The organism is Roseburia sp. AF25-13LB (genome assembly GCF_003478915.1).
GTDB classification, from domain to species: domain Bacteria; phylum Bacillota; class Clostridia; order Lachnospirales; family Lachnospiraceae; genus Roseburia_C; species Roseburia_C amylophila.
In genome coordinates, this window is record NZ_QUFO01000006.1 from 147,492 (window position 1) to 167,064 (window position 19,573).

Annotated in this window: 17 protein-coding genes, 1 tRNA gene and 1 pseudogene; 5 read left to right on the plus strand and 14 right to left on the minus strand. The window is 37.2% G+C overall.

The annotated features are described in order from the left end of the window. The first annotated feature begins 37 nt into the window (after positions 1 to 37). Positions 38 to 1,330, plus strand: coding sequence for a glycoside hydrolase family 125 protein (locus DWY37_RS10370; RefSeq protein ID WP_117842191.1), 1,293 nt, complete (start codon positions 38 to 40; stop codon positions 1,328 to 1,330). A gap of 10 nt (positions 1,331 to 1,340) precedes the next feature. Continuing rightward, positions 1,341 to 2,279 carry a type I phosphomannose isomerase catalytic subunit gene (locus tag DWY37_RS10375; RefSeq protein ID WP_117842190.1) on the plus strand — a complete coding sequence of 313 codons (939 nt, stop codon included), beginning with the start codon at positions 1,341 to 1,343 and terminating at the stop codon, positions 2,277 to 2,279. Between the two features lie 189 nt (positions 2,280 to 2,468). Here the strand turns inward: DWY37_RS10375 and DWY37_RS10380 are convergent, their stop codons facing one another. From DWY37_RS10380 to DWY37_RS10420, 9 genes are all read right to left on the minus strand, one after another. Beyond that, complete coding sequence (locus DWY37_RS10380; RefSeq protein WP_118542370.1) at positions 2,469 to 3,704, minus strand: DUF4179 domain-containing protein; 1,236 nt, start codon at positions 3,702 to 3,704, stop codon at positions 2,469 to 2,471. Beyond that, entirely contained in the window at positions 3,694 to 4,176 is a 483-nt protein-coding gene (locus tag DWY37_RS10385; RefSeq protein WP_117842188.1) for an RNA polymerase sigma factor, read from the minus strand. Before DWY37_RS10385 ends, DWY37_RS10380 begins: the two co-directional genes overlap by 11 nt. 147 nt (positions 4,177 to 4,323) lie before the next feature. Beyond that, a complete protein-coding gene (locus tag DWY37_RS10390; RefSeq protein ID WP_117842187.1) occupies positions 4,324 to 5,292 on the minus strand; it encodes a PfkB family carbohydrate kinase in 969 nt (322 codons plus the stop codon). Positions 5,293 to 5,414: 122 nt separating this feature from the next. Further along, positions 5,415 to 6,896, minus strand: a complete 1,482-nt coding sequence (locus tag DWY37_RS10395; RefSeq protein ID WP_117842186.1) for a glycoside hydrolase family 32 protein — start codon at positions 6,894 to 6,896, stop codon at positions 5,415 to 5,417. Positions 6,897 to 6,920: 24 nt separating this feature from the next. Then, positions 6,921 to 8,027 carry a glycoside hydrolase family 172 protein gene (locus DWY37_RS10400; protein ID WP_118542402.1) on the minus strand — a complete coding sequence of 369 codons (1,107 nt, stop codon included), beginning with the start codon at positions 8,025 to 8,027 and terminating at the stop codon, positions 6,921 to 6,923. A 20-nt stretch (positions 8,028 to 8,047) separates the two neighbouring features. After that, positions 8,048 to 8,875, minus strand: coding sequence for a carbohydrate ABC transporter permease (locus DWY37_RS10405; protein ID WP_022242530.1), 828 nt, complete (start codon positions 8,873 to 8,875; stop codon positions 8,048 to 8,050). Continuing rightward, on the minus strand, positions 8,872 to 9,804 hold the full coding sequence (locus DWY37_RS10410; protein WP_118544500.1) for a carbohydrate ABC transporter permease: 933 nt from the start codon (positions 9,802 to 9,804) through the stop codon (positions 8,872 to 8,874). The genes DWY37_RS10405 and DWY37_RS10410 overlap by 4 nt, the downstream gene beginning before the upstream one ends. An 87-nt stretch (positions 9,805 to 9,891) precedes the next feature. Then, positions 9,892 to 11,181, minus strand: coding sequence for an ABC transporter substrate-binding protein (locus tag DWY37_RS10415; protein WP_118542398.1), 1,290 nt, complete (start codon positions 11,179 to 11,181; stop codon positions 9,892 to 9,894). 1 nt (position 11,182) lies between these two features. Further along, positions 11,183 to 12,643, minus strand: a complete 1,461-nt coding sequence (locus tag DWY37_RS10420) for a glycoside hydrolase family 32 protein (RefSeq protein ID WP_118542396.1) — start codon at positions 12,641 to 12,643, stop codon at positions 11,183 to 11,185. A 146-nt stretch (positions 12,644 to 12,789) separates the two neighbouring features. Here DWY37_RS10420 and DWY37_RS10425 point away from each other — a divergent pair, with 146 nt between their 5' ends. Together DWY37_RS10425 and DWY37_RS16485 are read left to right on the plus strand one after the other, a co-directional pair. Next, positions 12,790 to 13,953 carry a substrate-binding domain-containing protein gene (locus tag DWY37_RS10425; RefSeq protein ID WP_242986301.1) on the plus strand — a complete coding sequence of 388 codons (1,164 nt, stop codon included), beginning with the start codon at positions 12,790 to 12,792 and terminating at the stop codon, positions 13,951 to 13,953. A gap of 26 nt (positions 13,954 to 13,979) precedes the next feature. After that, positions 13,980 to 14,246 (plus strand): annotated as a pseudogene (locus DWY37_RS16485) (DUF624 domain-containing protein); the annotation flags it as partial. Positions 14,247 to 14,371: 125 nt separating this feature from the next. On the opposite strand, the gene DWY37_RS16135 reads toward DWY37_RS16485, so the two are convergent. Together DWY37_RS16135 and DWY37_RS10435 are read right to left on the minus strand one after the other, a co-directional pair. Beyond that, the gene (locus tag DWY37_RS16135) at positions 14,372 to 14,572 is read right to left on the minus strand and encodes a hypothetical protein (protein ID WP_118542276.1); all 201 of its coding nucleotides are present in this window, start codon (positions 14,570 to 14,572) and stop codon (positions 14,372 to 14,374) included. A gap of 48 nt (positions 14,573 to 14,620) precedes the next feature. Next, a tRNA-Cys gene (locus DWY37_RS10435) sits at positions 14,621 to 14,691 on the minus strand. A 189-nt stretch (positions 14,692 to 14,880) separates the two neighbouring features. On the opposite strand from DWY37_RS10435, the gene DWY37_RS10440 reads away from it, so the two are divergent. Beyond that, positions 14,881 to 15,456: a hypothetical protein gene (locus DWY37_RS10440; protein ID WP_117699226.1), complete on the plus strand. Its 576-nt coding sequence runs from the start codon at positions 14,881 to 14,883 to the stop codon at positions 15,454 to 15,456. Positions 15,457 to 15,532: 76 nt separating this feature from the next. Here DWY37_RS10440 and DWY37_RS10445 read toward each other — a convergent pair whose 3' ends face one another. The 3 genes from DWY37_RS10445 to DWY37_RS10455 are packed head-to-tail and all read right to left on the minus strand — an operon-like array spanning position 15,533 to position 19,198. Beyond that, positions 15,533 to 16,915 carry an NCS2 family permease gene (locus DWY37_RS10445; protein WP_118173679.1) on the minus strand — a complete coding sequence of 461 codons (1,383 nt, stop codon included), beginning with the start codon at positions 16,913 to 16,915 and terminating at the stop codon, positions 15,533 to 15,535. A 26-nt stretch (positions 16,916 to 16,941) separates the two neighbouring features. Continuing rightward, complete coding sequence (locus DWY37_RS10450) at positions 16,942 to 18,648, minus strand: adenine deaminase C-terminal domain-containing protein (protein WP_118177303.1); 1,707 nt, start codon at positions 18,646 to 18,648, stop codon at positions 16,942 to 16,944. Beyond that, positions 18,632 to 19,198, minus strand: coding sequence for a phosphoribosyltransferase family protein (locus DWY37_RS10455; protein WP_118177302.1), 567 nt, complete (start codon positions 19,196 to 19,198; stop codon positions 18,632 to 18,634). The genes DWY37_RS10450 and DWY37_RS10455 overlap by 17 nt, the downstream gene beginning before the upstream one ends. Positions 19,199 to 19,573 lie beyond the last annotated feature (375 nt).

A 19,573-nucleotide genomic window follows, 5' to 3' on the forward strand; every position in this document is an offset into this window, starting at 1 on the left:
CATGTCAGTATAAAATATTATATGAGGCTAAAAATATATGATAACAGTAAAAAAAAATTATGAAATCATAAATGACACCATTCAGTTGGTTAAAAAACAATTTGGCGCAGACAGTAAACTGGCCACCATGTTTGAAAATTGTATTTCTAATACGCTTAATACTACTATAAAAATATTAGATGATGGTTCTGTATTTGTAATTACCGGTGATATTCCGGCCATGTGGTTAAGAGATTCTGCCTGCCAGCTCCGCCCTTTTCTATTTTTTGCAAAAGAAGATCCTTCTATCAGAGAACTTATCTGTGGGCTGATTGCAAAACAGATGGACTGCATTCTCATTGATCCTTATGCAAATGCATTTAATGAGTCTGCAAATGGAAACTGCTGGGAACATGACAAAACAGATATGAAACCGGAATTATGGGAACGAAAATTCGAAATAGATTCTTTGTGTTTTCCGATTCAGCTCTCTTATCTGCTGTGGAAAAACACCGGTTGTACCAGCCATTTTACTTCAAAATGGCTGGAAGCAGCAAAAACCATTCTTTCTGTTTTCCGGACAGAGCAGGATCATGAACACCTGTCTCCTTACTCCTTTGAAAGAGAAAATTGTGTTCCTACAGATACTCTTTCAAGAAATGGAAAAGGTGCCCTGGTAAAAAGTAATATTAACCTTATCTGGTCAGGTTTTCGTCCAAGTGATGATTCATGTACTTATGGATACCTGATTCCTTCTAATATGCTTGCTTCTGTCATATTGGAAAATATTGCTGAAATTGCTGAAAAAATATATCAGAACCGGGAACTTTATACATATGCCCATAACTTTTCGTTATGTGTTCGTGCAGCAATTGAATCCTATGCAATTGTACCCGGACAGGAAAAAGAGTTTTATGCTTACGAGGTAGATGGTTTTGGAGAATATAATATTATGGATGATGCAAATCTCCCAAGTCTCCTTTCACTTCCCTATATTGGATATTGTGACAAACAAGACAAACGTTATCTGAACACCAGAGAAATTGTTCTCAGTGACAGAAATCCTTACTATTATGAAGGAAAGTATGCCCGGGGAATTGGCAGTCCTCACACTCCTACGCGTTATATCTGGCATATCGGACTGGCCATGCAGGCATTAACTTCCTCATCTTCAGAAGAAAAAGAACAGATTTTGAAAATACTGTCACAAACAGATGCCGGTACAGGCTTTATGCATGAATCATTTCTTGTCGATGATCCGTCCCAATATACAAGACCCTGGTTTTCCTGGGCAAATTCTGTTTTTTGTGAATTAATTCTTGATTGTTGCGGATATCAATTAAATTTATAGGGGGAAAAACATGATTATACTAAACCCTGTTTTTACACATAATATCTGGGGTGGTACCAGATTAAAAACTGACTTTGGATATGACATACCTGGAAATGATATTGGTGAATGCTGGGGTATTTCTGCACATCCCAATGGAGATTGTACCATTGCTGATGGGTTTTATGAAGGAGAAACCCTCTCGCAATTATGGAACGAGCATCCTGAATTATTTGGGTATTCAAACCTTTCTAAATTTCCGCTTTTGGTAAAAATTATTGATGCAAAAAACGACCTTAGCATACAGGTTCATCCTGACGATACTTATGCCTGTAAAAATGAGCATGGCTCTCTTGGAAAAACAGAATGCTGGTATATCCTGGATTGTAAAAAAGATTCCTCTCTTATCATTGGACACAATGCCAGAACAAAAGAAGAATTGTCTGATATGATCCTGCATGGTAAATGGAATGAATTTATCCGGGAAATTCCGGTAAAAAAAGGAGATTTTATACAAATTGACCCAGGGACAGTCCATGCCATAAAAGGCGGTATCGAACTTCTTGAAACACAGCAGAACAGTGATATTACCTATCGTGTATATGATTATGATCGTCTTTGGAATGGGAAACCACGTCAATTACATATCCAGCAAAGTATTGATGTTATTACTGTACCGGCCAAATCCATAGAACATAGTATTATGCATACCGATGGGCTTCCTGCCAATACACTAAATGAACTGATTTGCTGTAAATATTATAAAGTATTTTTACTGAATGTTGCCTCACAATTTTTATTTCATCAGGATTTTCCTTTTCTCTTGTGTAGCGTAATCAATGGTTCTGGTTCATTAAATGATATTCCAATACACAAGGGAATGCATTTTATTCTTTCCTATCATTATGGAAATGTTTTATTAAAGGGAAATCTCTCTTTCATTTGTTCTACTATTCCGACAACAACTTAAATTAGTTTGCATACATCCTTCCTTAAAAAGGGGCTATAAAGTAAAGTCCCATCGACAAAGAAATGCCAGTTCCTGTAAATACAGGTTCTGGCGTTTCTTTGTCTCCAGTCATCTGTAAGCAGCTGCTGGTGGCAGGTTCTGTAGATATCTGGTTTAAAGAAACCGATATCCAGTGCTTTAATCTTTTCCCTACTTTATCAAATCGATGCAGTCCGGTTTTATCTGATACAATGCTTCCGTAAGACTGCCGTCTTCATTGCGGAAAACAACGGAAATCCGAAGCGTGGAAGCACCTTCTTTTCCATCAGTTCCTGACATGGTAATTGCACTGACGCTGAAATCTTCATCCTCTGCAATCCAGTTGGAAACTTCGCCGCTTCCGCCATTTGCAACATAATCCTCTTTTTCAATATACTGTGTTCCGAAATCTACCCAGCCATTTTCGTCCGGTGTAGCAGTAAATACCGGATAATCCTTTACGATTTCAAAATAATCCGATAAATTATCCGCTGTAATGCCATCCACGAAATCTCTGACTTTCTGGTTCATATAGCCTGCTGCAGCTTCGCTTTCTGCTCCGGTGATTACGCTGGCTTCTGCTCTGCCGGCAGTTCCTTTCGCATCTACTGCTTCATCTGCTGCCTCATCTTCTCCCGCAGCTTCTTCAAGCTTCTTAAGGTACGCCTCCGCTGCCGCCGGATCTGCCTTTGTGGTATCTAATGGCAGGGTGAAAAGTGCAATTGTGCCAGCATAGTCTTCCACTTTACGGTAAGTGCCACTTTCATTGTCCATTCGAAATGCAGCCGCTTCGCTCCCGAAGCTGTCCAAGATTCCTAACTGTACGCCGCGGTCTGCAAAAATTTCCAAATCATCACATTCTATCAGCTCATAAAGAACTCCATCTTTACAGAACCAGGTAAGTGTCTCATCCATGGTTGCTGCATTGGCATCCAAAACAGACACGCCATTGATTAACGGTGCCACAAAAAAATTACGGTATTCCATATCGGTTCCATCACTTTTTGCAATTGCAACAGCTGCATAAGTATGTGATTTGCTGACATTTTCCCGAGTTTCCTGTGGTACACAAAGCTCTAATTTTTCTCCGGACACCAGTCCTAATAAGGTAATATCATAGCCATTGCTCTGCTGCGTCTCATTGACGCTTACCGCATCCTCTCCGGCAAATGCCCGGCTCAATGCTCCATTTTCCGCTACTTCATCCGCAATCTGTGACGGACTTAAGAAATGATACGCTGCATAGGCACTGCTGCCACCTAACAACAATATGGCGCAGGCACTTGCTGCGATTAATTTACGTGTTGGATGAAATTTTCTATTATGATTCATATTGACCTCCAAAGAAATATGTCCGGAGGCATGCAAAGAAGAAAAAGCCTGTTTATATCTTTCTTTATCTGTCATTTTCCCATTCCTCCTTTAATACATTTCTGAGCAGTCTGCGACCACGCGTCAACCTGACCTTCACGTTGCTTTCTGTCACATTCATAATCTTCGCGATTTCCCGGATGGTGTAATCCTCATAATAAAATAAATGTATGACGATTCGATACTTCTCTGGAAGCTTCATGACTTCTGTAAACAGTGTCTGGGCTTCTGGTGTCTCAAATGTCAGTGTCTCCATATATTCTTCTAACGGCACACCCTTCTGCCGCCAGAAAGAAAGATTGATATTCTTTGCTTTATTGATTGCCACCCGAATGAGCCATGCTCTGATATGCTGCTCATTTTCAAATTGTCTGTTGGTTGTATGATATTGAAGAAAAGTATCCTGCACCACATCATCGGCATCTGCTGCATTTTTACAGACATTGAATGCCGCTGCAAATAAATGGTCTTTATACTTTTCCGCTAATACCTCCGTTGCTATTCTCATGAGTGATCCCTCATATTTCTTTTCTGTTTAAAAGGCCTTTCACTATATATACAAGTGAGGATGGGAAAAGGTTACAAAAAAAAGAGCTGACCGACCCAACCTCTGACTGTGCCACAGCTCTTTTTATTGTCCAAATCTTTTTATAAATTATAACATATTCCTTTGAAGAAGTTCTTCTATTTCACTCTTTTTTGGTATTGCACGGATAACACCTTTTCTGGTTGTCACTATAGCTGCCGCTGCATTTGCCAGCTTTAAAAGTTCCTCCAACTGCTTTTCTGTCAAATTATTAAAATCATGTTCCAGAAGATAATTCAGCACACTTCCCATAAACGTATCTCCTGCACCTGTTGTCTCGATTGTCTTTACAGAAAATCCACTACATTCCACACGCATTCCCTTATAATAAGCGCGGCTTCCTTCTTTTCCCATTGTTAAGAGAATGAGTGGTATCTGATATTTTTCCTGAAGGCATCTGATTCCCTCATCATAATCTTCTTTTCCAGTAACAAACTGAATCTCATTATCAGAGATTTTCAATATATCACATTGACTAAATCCATAATTCATCTGTTCTTTGGCTAATTCTAATGAACTCCACAAAGGTTCCCTTAAATTTGGATCAAATGAAATGAGTACTCCACTCTCCTTTGCCGCTTTAACCGCTTTCTTTGTTGCAGCTCTTACACTATCCTGTGTCATAGATAACGTTCCAAAATGGAAAATTTTTGCCTGGGAAATAAATGTTGTATTAATTTCATCTTCTGTCAGCATCATATCAGCACCCGGATTACGATAAAAAGAGAACTCACGGTCACCATCCGGAAATGTATGTACAAATGCAAGTGTTGTATTTACAGTACTGTCTGTAAAAAGATTGGAGGTATCAATTCCAATATCATTTAACGTATTTCGAAGCAATTTTCCAAACTGGTCTTTTCCAACTTTTCCAATAAATGCTGTTTTCTTTCCCATTTCATTTAACATTGCCAGAACATTACATGGCGCTCCACCAGGGCATGCTTCAAACAAATCATTCCCCTGTTCACTCTGTCCATTCATCGTAAAATCAATTAATAATTCTCCCAATGCAATAACATCAAAGCTCTTTTTCATATTACGATTCCTCCTATATTTCTTCCTTTTGTTTTTATAGAAATGAAACCAGTTCTTTTCCGAACTGGTTTATCATTTCCTTTTCTTCTATATCATCATACCATGAAATGAAATTCATTTTTTCACGGCTCAATTCCATACACTTCTACATTTTCCAGCACAACACTTCCTTCTACTGCCTGAAAATATATTTTATTTTGTTCATTTCCCGCAAATACATTCATAGAATGATTATTTTGATAATTATCAGTAAATAATTCTAAGGAACTTTGATCAGATAAAATATGAACATCTAATACATCTTTTTCTTTTAAAAAGAGTATACTGTGTGATATCCCTTTACTCCATCCATCTGCCTTATTACGATTTACTTTTAATTCTCCATTCTTCAAATCAAATATACAAACTGTTTGATTTATTTCATCGCATCTTAATTTTACAAGTAATTGCTGTGCATTGCTCGCTCGTAAATTTATATTAAATTTCAGCTCAAATGCTATTCCATCATCTGATTTTAACTCTTGTTGCGAATCACAAATCACCAACTTGTCCTGAACATATTTACCAGTTTTTTTTCTATATTTTTTTAACTCCCGTATCGGAACAAAACTCAATCTTCCACTTTTGGTCATATTAACTTCGCGCGGAAAATTAAAGAATCCGCACCAGTCTTCCCTGTAAGTCGGTCCCCAGTCTTTAAAAAACGGCATCCATTCCCATTCATTTGCCCATGCAACCATAATTCTTCTTCCATCAGGTGCCTGAAATGATTGTGGTGCATAATAATCAAAACCCCAATCAATTTCTCCTGAAACATCATAATCAAACTTTCCGGTATCATAATCAAACGAACCGGTTAAATACACACAAGTCCTCTCTCCTGCATCAATAGGTGAAAAAGTTAAAACATACCGGTTTCCTATATGAAAGAAATCAGGACATTCCCACATGGTTCCCCATTCTCCCCTGCTTTCTGCTAATACATTTATAAATGTCCAATGTATCAAATCTTCCGAGCGATACAATAACGCCTGTCCTTTTTGATTTTTTGAAGCTCCGCATACCATATAATAGCTGTCTTCGTGTTTCCATACCTTGGGATCCCGGAAGGAATCTGGCGAAATCCCTTCCGGTGCTGTTAAAACTGGATTTTTTTCATATTTTTCAAAATGAATACCATCTTCACTATAAGCAACACACTGTGTCTGGACAAATCCATTTCCATGATTCGTTGCTGCTGTGTATATTAAATATAGCTTTCCGTCAAATTCAATTGCACTTCCGGAAAAACATCCACCCTTCAAATGATCTTCATAAGGTTCACTTGGTGCTAATGCAACCGGAAGATACTCCCAATGAATCAAATCATCACTGACAGCATGTCCCCAGTGCATATTTTCCCAAAAACTCTGATATGGATTATACTGATAGAAAAAATGATACTTTCCTTTGAAATATATCAATCCATTTGGATCATTAATCCATCCCGTTTCTGCCATAAAGTGGTATTTCTGCCTCATTTTTCCCTGTGAAACTTTTTCTTTATTCTGATTAATTACTATTTGTGCCCGTTCAATTTCCTGAAGCATTTTTTCCTTTGACATCAATTGACCTTTCTGCTCCCTTTTCTATCTTGGCCATCTTTTTTCTTTCTCAGGAAGCTTTGAAAAAACATTATGTGGTTCCTTCTGATACCAGTATGCAACACTTGACAAATCATCCTGACGTTCAAATAAACCTTTATGTCCAACACCAATCTGTTGCACAGTAACCTTAAGCTCCTCATCAAAAAATACTGGATCCATGACATGCCAGCGATAAAAACCGCGCATTGGTGGACAATCATCATTATGATATAAATTATTTACCAGATCATCATGCCTTGAATAATATGGATATCCAAGAAAAGGAGTTGTATATGTCTGTTCTATCGTTTTTCCGTTTTCATGTCTGGCAAAACTCCAGGAACCTCCAAAATAATCTTCCATTCCGGTTCCACAGATTGTTGGATATTGTTCATCTCCATCAATATAAAACTTTACTTCTCCTTCACCCCACCAATATCTTTGAAGTGTAGACAATGCTATATATGTACCGATATAATGACCACTACCTTTTATTCCATCTGCAATAACATAATCTTTTCCCAGCTCGGTAAGAGCTTCTCTCCTCCAGCTTGCGTGAAAATATTCCGTTTCTTCTGGCAGATAATTGTATAAATTATAATCAATCTGATAAAAAAAAGCCGGAATTGCATTTGCATGCTGATTTTCTAATGTAATAACTGCTCTCTTTTTAAATGGCATCTGAATATAAGAATTTAACCCTCTGGATGGAACAACTGTTATAAGAATGGAATTAATATAACACTCTTTTCCAAATCCACAACAGAAAAAATCCCCTAACGGTGCTTCTACGGATGGATTTTCCTCGCCATCCCAATACATTCTGAGAACCAGGTCCCTAAGAACAAAGCAATCTCCTTCTGACGTTTTATTATCCGTTGTTATCCATATATGATGAATAATTCCCGGACCATCTATTTCTCCTAAAACGACCGTCTCTCCCGGCTGGATATCATTCAAGCAAGGACTGCCTTTTCTTGATTTTCCGAGACCGCTGGCTGCCATACCACCTTTTCCCTTTTCTCCCGTCCTGTTTTCAGCATTAATCGCCCTGCTTTTTCCATGTGTCAGATAGGGAAGCATTGCTGCTGTTCCTGGCAGCATAATCATATTTTTATCCATTTTATACCTTATCCTTTCGTTGCACCCATAGTCATTCCAGCTGTTACCCATTTATTTAACGCAAAATAGATTACCAGTGGAGGAAGAATTGAAATTGCTATTGCAGCAAATGTTGAACCCCAGTCCACATTTCCAAATGCTCCGACATAATCTTTTAATCCCATTGCCACTGTCTTGGCTGAAGTATCACTAATAAATGTATTTGCAAAAATAAAGTCATTCCAAATCAGAATACTATACATGGAAGCAATTGTAATAACGGTATTTCTTGCTAATGGGAACACAATCTGAATAAAAGTCCGAAGCGGTGAACACCCATCAACAACCGCTGCCTCTATCAATTCATTCGGAACAAATTCGTAAAAACTTACAAACATCATAACTGATAAAGGTAATGCAAATCCTACCTGTGGTAATATTAAAGAAAAACTTGTATTTAAAATACCTAGTTTACTATAAAAAATAAATAATGGTATTAATGTAATCTGTACTGGAACCATAATTCCAAATGTAAAGAAAGAATAAATTGTTTTTGTTCCTCTTACTTTAAATTTTGACAATGCATATCCTGCAGTAGAACTTAATACTACAATCAGAATCAGCGAAATAACGGTCACCTTTAAACTATTCCACATATACATACCGATTTTACCATCTGATAAAACCTTAGAAAAATTTTCCAGCGTAATACTCTTTGGAAATGCAAATGGAGCTGCTGACAACTCTACGGTTGGTTTCACACTTGCAACAAACAACCATATGACCGGATATATCTGAATGATTAAGAAGAGAATAATCAATACTGCAAATATTATTTTTATTATTTTTTTCTTCAATGATTTCCCCTCCTATTCCTTCTGATGCGTTCTTTTTCAATTCTTTTTTCTTCTTTTTGTTCCTTTGAAGTAAAAATTTTTCTTAAAATATAAACAACTAAAATACTTTCAATAATAATAAACACCGCTAAAGTACTGCCATAACCATACTGGTTACTTGAAAACGCCTTTTTATACATATATGTAGACATTAATTCGCTGGCATTTCCCGGTCCACCACTTGTCAATAAAAATGGAATATCAAATCCTCTTAATGCTCCTGTCAAACACATCGTCAAAGTCAGAAGTATAATATCTTTTATCAATGGCATTTTAATTTTAAATAATATCTGCATTTCAGAAGCGCCATCTATTTTGGCAGCTTCATATACAGAAGGATCTAATGAAACCAGTGCAGCATAAAATATAACCATATACATTCCAGTAAATCTCCATCCTTCCGGTATGGATACAGCTGGTAATACAGTACTTACTTTCGCAAGCCAGGACGTTACCATTCCACCTAAACCTACTTTTTGTAATATCTGATTCAATAATCCCATAGGCTCTGTTGAGTACATACTTCTAAAAAGCTGTGTGATAGCAACTGTTGTAATAATACATGGTACATAATACAACGTTTTAACCAGTGTCACATGCTTTGTCATATATGTCAGCAATATTGCAAAAAACAGTCCAATTAATAATTGCATGGAAACTACAATAACAAGGTAAATCAGATTGTTAAAAAATGCCTTATAAAAAACTTCGTCGTGAAACATAGTCACATAATTTTGCAATCCGACAAACTGCTTTTTTCCTATTCCTCCCCATTTCATAAAACTTAATCGAATAGACTCTTCTATTGGATAAAATACTGCCAAAATATAGAACAATAATCCTGGAAGTAAAAATGCCAGAAAGGCCTTTTTGTTTCTTATAACGCCCATTATAACTCCTTCCTTTTCATTTATATAAATCTGTTACGAGATATGTATTACCAATCATGATAATACATATCTCGATATGTCATTTACTTATTTTGTATATTCTGCAATAGAATCATCTACCAGTTTACAAAAATCGTCTACTGATAAATCACCGGATGCCAGCAATAATAAATTATCCTGCATAACGGTATTGGTATTGGAATCAAGGTATGTATCCCAAGGCTTCAGGAAGTTTTCACCTGTAGACTGCATATCTTCCTGAATTTTCAGATAAAGATCTGAGTATTCAACATCATCCGGTAAATCGGTTTTAATTGGAGACATCTGCTGTTTTCCAGCATATAATTTACCATAATTATCAATTACATATAAGATAAAATCTTTTGTTTTTTCATCAAATGTTTCTGCATTAAATGCCATACCAATTCCAGAATTTATACAAAATTCATTTGGCTGTGTTTTTGCACCTTCAATAGTAGGAAGATAAAAATAATCAATTTTACCCTGCTTATATGCATCCTGCATAGCGCCGATTTCCCAGTCACCAATATAATACATTGCAGATTTTCCATCTAAAAACATTGATTGTGCTGTTGCATAGTCTGTTGCAGCAAATCCATCATTAAAATACTGACCCATTTCTTTCATAAATTCTGCTGCTTCTCTTCCGGTTTCACTGTCCATTTTCTCTTTTCCATCTCTTAAATTAATGATAAAATCATTTCCGGTTTCTCTAAATGGAAGCATTGCTAAGTATCTCTGTACCGGCCATCTGTCAACACCATCTACCGAAATCGGTGTAATTCCATTATCTTTTAAGGTTTTACATACATTCAGCCACTCATCCATGGTAGTTGGTGGTGTCAGATTATACTGTTCAAAAATTTCTTTGTTATACCATGTCATTTCCACATGATATTCTAATGGTAAAGTATACATGGAACCATCTGTAAATTCCTGATATTTTAATGCAATCGGATAGAAATCATCATATCTGTCATTATCTTTTAAAAATTGTTTTACATCTACTAACATTCCTGCATCTACCAGCTCCTGACAATATGGATCGGCATCAATATCAATTATATCCGGCATATTGCCTCCGGCAATTAATGTCTTTAATTTCTGTAAATAGGAAGGTCTGTCCGCTGTTGTTTCAAATTCAATTTTCCACTTTCCGCCTTTTTCTTTACTGTACTGATCTGCAATTTCATGCATTACCTGATCTATTTCACCATCCACAGGTCTTGATGTCATCCACGTAACAGTTACCACATCATCATCATTTTTTGCTTCTTTTTTTGTAGAACCACAGCCTGCAATCAACCCTGTTACCATTGTTGCTAACAATAAAATACTCATCATTCTCTTTTTCATTTTAATCCCTCTCTTTTCTTGTTTTTATCACAAAATTGTTTAATTCCACTTCTCCCTGTACCACATAAACACCGGCATAGCCACCTTTGTGATCATACATTCTGGTAGATAATACAATTTCATCATTAATATACACAATACAGATATCATCTTCTCTTATTATCAGTAAATGATATTCATCTGCATCCGGAAGCCTTCTGGATGTTTCTATCTGGTATGGTACATCACCTTTTATCTGCCACTGATAGATTCCCTTTTCTGAACGTGGCCACATATCCCATGCTACTTCCTTTTTCCGTTGATTCATTCTTAAAAAATAACCCTTTTCCATTTCAGAATCAACATGTAACGCTATTCCGAATTCATGTCCCCGCTTCACACAGACATCCATTTCAATCGAAAAGCAATCTTCCGGAATTTCATAGACACCGGAGCCTAAGGTATCACTTATTACATGAATTCCTTTTTCTGTCTTTGTTATCCGGCTATTATAGCCTGCTGCTGGTTTCAAATCCTGTACTTCATCATAGAACTCTTTCACACCTGGAATAACCCGGACTTTTAATGTTCCATCTTCCGGATTCTGAATCAATTCATGGAACACCATTGTTCCACCCCATTCCCATGGTCCAAAATCTTTATTTCCATATTTGCTTGCAATCCATCCAAATGCAAATCTTCGCTGTCCATCTGATGCGGTTTTGATTGCATAATCTGATCTGGTGTCAAAGACATCATCTTCAGGAATTTCCCATGGTCCGTTTGGACTTTTTGAAATTCTATAATGTGTAGTAAATTGATCCGAAAAAGTGGAGAAAACCAGATACCAGTAATTTCCCATCTTGAAAATTTCAGGACATTCCATGGTGATATACATGCCAGGGGCATAAAACGGTTTTTCATAGGTCCATTGTTTCAAATCCTTTGACTTACACAATGCAATACAGCCTCCCCTTAATTCACCTCCTCCTTTAATTCTTGAAGCCAGAAGCATGTCATAACATTCATCTTCTTCGTTCCAGTATACAAATGGATCCCGCCAGTCAAATTCTTCATATTGCTTTCCATCAGAAACAAACAAAAATTCTTCTACCGTATTAAGATGTTCTAAATCTGTTCCTACTGCCTGCATTACAGACTGTACACTTTTTCCATTAATTTTTATATCTTCATTATACGCAGTAAAAAATGCATGATAAAGATTTTCTTTGTCTTTTATTACGGAACCAGTGTAAGCATTCTTATTTGGCTTGTCATCTCCTCCTCTCTTGATTGCTTCCCCTTTGTATTCCACATTTACAAAGTCTTTTGTTGTTACAAGATGCCAGGTAGTTTCTTCTGCATACTCCTTGTCTCTGATTCTTGGATCATGCAGATAATAACCATAAAAAGTTCCATTTTCATAATACGGTATTAAGTCTCCAACCCATGCATCTTTTGGTCTGTACAATAATTTTTTCATATGCACCTCTCTTTGCACTATTTGCATGTTTTTTATCGTTCTTTTTATGCTCAAATTTTAGCATATGCACCATTTATTTTCAACAGACCTTTCTCTATTTTATCATTTTCTATCTTTTTTACATAATAAAAACAGTTGTTTTATACATGTTATACATCTTTTCATTGCTATTTTGTGCATTTCGTGCATTTTCATTTTTTGCACATTTTCTTCTTCCTTTATTCTTAATAAAGTGTTACAATAAATCTGGAGGTGGTAGTATGAAATGCACGATTAAACAATTAGCCGAAGAATTAAACTTATCCAGAAATACTGTTGCTAAAGCTTTAAAAAACAGTAATGAAGTTTCTTCGAAAACAAAGCAGCTGGTTTTAAATAAAGCCAGAGAACTGAATTACAATAACATAAACAAAGAACTTTTTTCCGAATCGGGAGATGTTACTTCTCCATCTAATGTGAATAATGGTTCTATCCTGTTTCTTACCAAAACCTATGCACCAGACTCTGAATTCTGGGCTGCGGTTTTAACAGGTATTGAATCCATCTTATCTAATGCACATTATCATCTTGTAATTGGAATCATGTCTGAAAGTGATTTGAAAAAAATGGATTTTCCTACTGCATTAAATGATCCTTCCATTAAAGGTATTATTCTTGTGGAAATTTGTGATGGGGCTATCTGCAATGCATTGTTACAATATAATCTTCCAATTATTACTGTTGATTTACCAAAGGATTATAATCCTGCTTTAGATATGATAGATATTGTTACTATGGAAAACAAAAGAAATATTCACCGGATTGTAAATCATTTAATTTCCAAGGGTGCCGAGCGTTTTGCCTTTGTTGGAGATATTTATTCCGCAAATGTAGGACGAGGTTTTCAGGAACGTTTTGATGCATTACAAGAATGTCTTTCTGATAATCACCTGGAACTAGACCGGAAACATTGCTTATTAACAGAAACTTCTGATGAATTTCAGGACTTTCAAATAGTCGTTAAAAAATTACAAAAGATGGCTTCTGTCCCGGATGTATTTATTTGCGGGAATGACCGTACAGCAATCCAATTAATATATGCTCTTCAATTTTTGGGTTATCAGATTCCAAAAGATGTAAGTGTAGTAGGATTTGATGGTATTCCTGCTTCTGAAAGGATTACGCCTTCTCTCACTACAATACAGACTCCAAAAAAATACCTTGGTATTGCTGCAGCCCGCCAGATGTTAGAGCGGATACAATACCCAAACTCTCCTCATTCATATATGGAATATGAAACAAAACTTATTATCCGGGATTCCACAATATAGAATTAATTTTGAAAGGATATTATACTATGGAAAACTTCTTTTCACTTGATGGTAAATTTTTTCGATTTATCAACAAATTTACCAGTTTAATTGCTTTAAATTTTTTATTCATTATTACATCCCTTCCTATCATTACAATCGGGGTATCCTTTTACGCCCTTTATCAAACAAATTTAAAACTTTCACAAAATACAGAATCCTATATTGCAAGAACTTATTTTTTCTTTTGGAGAAAAAATTTAAAGCAGAATATTCTTCTTTGGCTACCTGTAATGATTTTATTTATATTTTGTCTGATTAACTTATACATTTTACCTTTTATGCCAGAAACCTTTTTCAGGTCTCTCACTCTCTGTATACAATTTCTTATTTTGTTGTTATTGCAGGGATTTCTTATTTATGCATTTTTTCTTCCGGATCAATACAGAACTACTTTAAAACATACCGTAAAAAATGCAGTTATATTGACTTTTAAATATCTTCCAGCTACTTTTTTATGTATTTGCATAAATGCACTACCAGTTTCTATTCCCATATTGTTACCAAAAATAACCGGATATGTGTTAGCAGCTTTTATTATAATAGGCTTTTCCGGAATTTCATTTCTGCATACTTTCATATTGCAACTACTATTAAAAAAAGAGAACCTCATCGGTTCTCTTTAAAAAGGCGTCTGCCGGATTTGAACCGGCGATAAGGGTGTTGCAGACCCGTGCCTTACCACTTGGCTAAGACGCCACATATTTAATTGTGTCAATTCACACTCATATAGTTTACCAAAGCAGCACAAATCCGTCAAGAGAGAATTTACAGATTTCTACCTGCTTTTTACACAATTCCATGCAAATTTATTTGCTTTTTTTACATAAGAACAGTATACTTATAATGTTATAAAATATTAAACCATTTTTAGGAGGAACAAATATAATGGAAAAAGGTAAGTTAGGAATCAGATTATCATTTTATGCAGTAGCCGCATTTATCCTTGCATTCTTAGGATACAGCACTGTTCTTGCATTACTGACTGGTTTCGTTCTCATCGTGGAGAAAAATGAATGGGCTTCCCGTCAGGTAATTCAGGCATTTTTCTTATGTATCTTTGCAGATATCGTAAATGGTATTTTAAACATTTTCGATTTCTTATACCAGATACCTCTTATGGGTTCTGTATGGGGAACAGCAATTTCTGTCATCGATGGTATTGTAAGCCTTGTAGTTCTGATTTTCTGTATCATGGCTCTTGTAAACACAGCCAAAGGAAACGAAGCAAACGTTCCTGGATTAAACGGACTTGCAAACTGGGCTTACGGCATTGTAGCTCCAAAGGTAAATCAGGCACAGCAGGCTTATTATGGACAGCAGCAGTTCAACGGACAGCAGCAGTTCAACGGACAGTCACAGCAGTTCAACGGACAGCAGCAGTTCAACGGTCAGCCACAGCAGTTCAATGGTCAGCAGCAGTATCAGCAGCCAGAACAGCAGAATCCAAATCAGCCACAGTAGAATTATTACATAGCGAAAAAATTTAAGCGCAGAGCATTCATTGCCCTGCGCTTTTCTTATGCAGTTCTTCAAAAGATTATAAGGAAATCATCAGATAACGGATAACAAAGAGTGCGGATAATACTACTGTGATAATATTTAACTCCTTGAACTTTCCGGTAAAGATTTTAATTAATGTATAAGCAATCAATCCAACGGCAATTCCGTTTGCGATGGAGTAGGTAAGCGGCATCATGATTAATGCAAGATATGCCGGAATTGCTTCGGATACATCATCAAATTCCATATCTTTGATAGCACTTAACAAAAGACCACCTACGAAGATTAATGCCGGTGCTGTTGCACAGGATGGGATGATGCTTACAAACGGAGCAAAGATGATTGCTGCTAAGAACATGATTGCTGTAAATACAGAAGTCAGTCCGGTTCTTCCTCCTACGCTGATTCCGGAGATACATTCACCATAAGTGGTAACGGTGGAAGTACCAAATATAGAACCGCCAACCGTTGCAATTGCATCACAGAGAAGGCTCTTCTTTGCATTTGGAATATTTCCATCTTCATCTAACATATTTGCTGATTTTGCAGTTCCGATTAAGGTTCCGATGGTATCAAACATGTCAACCATGGAGAAAGTGATAATCAGCATGATCAAAGTTAAAATTGCCTGTCCTACCGAGCTTCCCATAAATAATTCCCGGAAACCGCGGAAACATGCGAATAAGGAAACATCTGCAAAATCTTTTACCTGGGCACCAAAGTTAATCTGGAAGCCATCAAATACAGTATTTCCGGTGAAAATTCCAAGAATAGTTACTACAAAAATACTGATTAAAATAGAACCGGTTACTTTTTTCTTATAAAGAACGGTGGTAAGTACGATTCCAAAGAAGGCTAAAATTGCACCCCAGCAAGCCACCGGATTTTCAGAAAAAGTAGAAAAATCCACCAAAGATACCATGGTGCTGTCATTTCCTACGATAAGACCTGCATCCTGGAAGCCGATAAATGCAAGGAACAATCCGATACCTACCGATATGGCAACTTTTATATTTTTCGGAATTGCCATTACAATTTTTTCCCGGAAGGAACATAAAGTAATCAGAATAAATAATGCACCGGAAATGAATACCATTGCCAGTGATGCTTCATAGGAATAACCCATGCCAAGCATTACGGTGTAAGTAAAAAATGCGTTCATTCCCATACCAGGTGCCTGGGCAAACGGCAATCTGGCAAGAACTCCCATTAAGAAGGTTCCTAAAAATGCAGACAGACAGGTGGCAAAAAATACGCCGTTGAATACCTTATCATACATATCGGTTCCTTCAAAAGGTGTGGCAAGCATTGCCGGATTTACCATGATGATGTAAGCCATGGTAACAAATGTTGTGATACCTGCAATAAACTCGATTTTTACGCTGGTACCATTTTCTTTCAGTTTGAAAAACTTTTCCATAATAAACGTCCTTTCTTTTGTTTTATCTAAACCAGTTCACAGACTGGAATAAATCGATTATTTATAATATCCAATAATCCCCGGTTGGTAATTGCCATCTCCGGAATGACGGCAAGGGAAATCTGAAGACTCATGGTGAGGATTGGATTCTTAAGGATACAGCCGTGTTTCCATAAATCAGCTAAAAGTCTATCTGTTTCCTCTACAAATGCCTCCATTGGCTTCTGGCTTAATATGCCAAGTACCGGAAGTCCCACAAATTGTTTCTCTTCTCCATCCCTTACATAAGAAAGACCACCCTGTTTTGCAATCACCTGATTAAATGCCAGCGTCATATCCGAAAGAGAAGTTCCAAATGCAATCAGATTCTGGGTATCCTGTCCTACCGAACCGGCAAATGCTCCCTGCAGTACTCCTGCCTGGCTGATGATGCCGATTCCGATGGAACCATCTTTCCGGTAACGGTCTACTACTGCACAATACATTAAGTCATCCTCTAAAATGAGTGCACCGTTCTTTACCGGAAGCTTTCTCTCTTCGTGAATTGTCTCTAAGGTTCCGTCCACGATTTTTACAATATTGACTTTTACTTCGCCATCTATGCAGCCTTCCGGCAATGGAATCGTAAGTTCTCCTTCTTTTAAATCATCCCGCTTTATGGAATGGATCACTTCTTTCGGATAATCCATTCGCGGATAAGAAGCCTTTGCAATTTCTCCGTTTACAATAACATCCTGCACCTTAAAGTCTGTTAAATTCTTCACAAGTATCATGTCTGCACGATATCCTTCTGCAATGACACCTCTGTCCTTTAAGCCATAGGCTGCTGCCGGATAAATCGTTGCAAGCTTGATAGCCTGAAGCGGCTCCACACCTTCTTCCACAATCTGCGCCAGTGCATAGTTCATATGTCCATGCTCTGCCATATCTTTCGCTGTAATACAGCCATCAGTAGAAAGTAAAATGTGATCGCTGTCTCCGGCTTTATCTATGAATTCTTTTGCACTTGCAGGTTCTTTTAACGAACCACGGCGAAGAATAACATACATTCCCTTATGGAATTTTTCTAACATTTCCTCTACCGTTACACTCTCGTGATCCGAGCTTACGCCTGCTGCAATATAGGTATCCAGATCCGTTCCTATGACACCCGGTGCATGCCCGTCAATTTTTAATTTCTTTTCTTTGCCATAATCTAAGATTTCTTTTAAAGAAGCTTCCTTTGCAATGACCCGGTTATAATCCATGGCTTCTGCAATTCCATACATGCCATATTCTTCCACCATCACTTTGACATCGGAAAGCATCACCTGTCCATAACAGTCTTCATATCCCGGTGCTGACGGAACACAGGGAGATGCCATCCAGACCGGTGTAAGCTCTGTCTCCTTCATCTCTTCCATCAGATATTTTGCACCTTTATGTCCTAAGACATTTACTGCATCATGAGGGTCTAAGACTGCTGCTGTGGTTCCGTTTTGTATCAGTGCCTCTGCAAAAGATGCACTGCTTAACATGCTAAGCTCCACATGGGTATGGGCATCAATTAATCCTGGCAGGGCAGTAAGCCCTTCCCCATTGATTACCGTAAGATGCTCCTTTTCTTCTATTTCACTGGCATCAATATGCTCTGCAATTTTCTCAAAACGACCATTTCTGATATAAATATCCCCGGTTTTTATCTCATCTTCCAACACATCTGCAATTGCTGCATGTTTAATCAACAGGCTCATAGGATTCTTTTCCTTTCTGAAACAATGGTAGTTTCTGTAAAAATGTGATATCTGTCCGCTCTGCCGCTTTTCCCTCTGCAAGAATTGCAAGCCTGCTACAAACCTCTCCTCCGGCTTTCTGCACCAGACGCTCTGCCGCAGCCAGGGATTCTCCTTTTGAAATCACATCATCCACAATTGCAACTTTCTTTCCCTTTAACTTCTCTGCATCCGTTTCATCCAGAAAAATGTCCTGATTTCCCTCTGTTGTAATGGAATGCACCGCATCCTGGATAAATGATTTCACATAGGACTTCACGCTTTTCCGGACTACCACAAATTCCTTCATATGAAGCTGCTTTGAAATCTCGTACGCCAGAGCAATTCCCTTTGCTTCAATGGTCAGGATAATTTCCGCTCCATTGGCAAATGCCGCCAGCTCCTTTCCTGCTTTCTCAATCAGCTCTGTATCACTGATTACCACAAAGCTAGCATACGCTGTCCCATCTGGCAGTTTCACAAAAGGCAGTTCTCGTTTCAGTTCACATACTTCTAAATCATAATGTTCCATTTTATCTATATCCTCTTATCCATCATTATATATCCGCCGGAAATGTTCTGTCTCCTTCGGATGTATTGTAACTATGAAAAACACGAAAGGTACAACACGTCCCCGTATTGCACCTTTGCTTTACATACATTTGCATTATAATAGAAATTGTTTTATAATAAAAATACTATTTTTACTTGGTTTCTATAATATTTTTATTATATTGTGTAGAGGGGAATTGTAAAAATATTTACTTCAATATAATTAGCCGGTTATGCAGGAAGATTATTTTATCTGATATGAAATGTCTGCAGTTCTTAGTTACATGTTTTTCTTGATTATAAACTGTCTTTCCATTGCTTTGAGAGGATAACTGCTCTGTCCGCCGAGTACGGA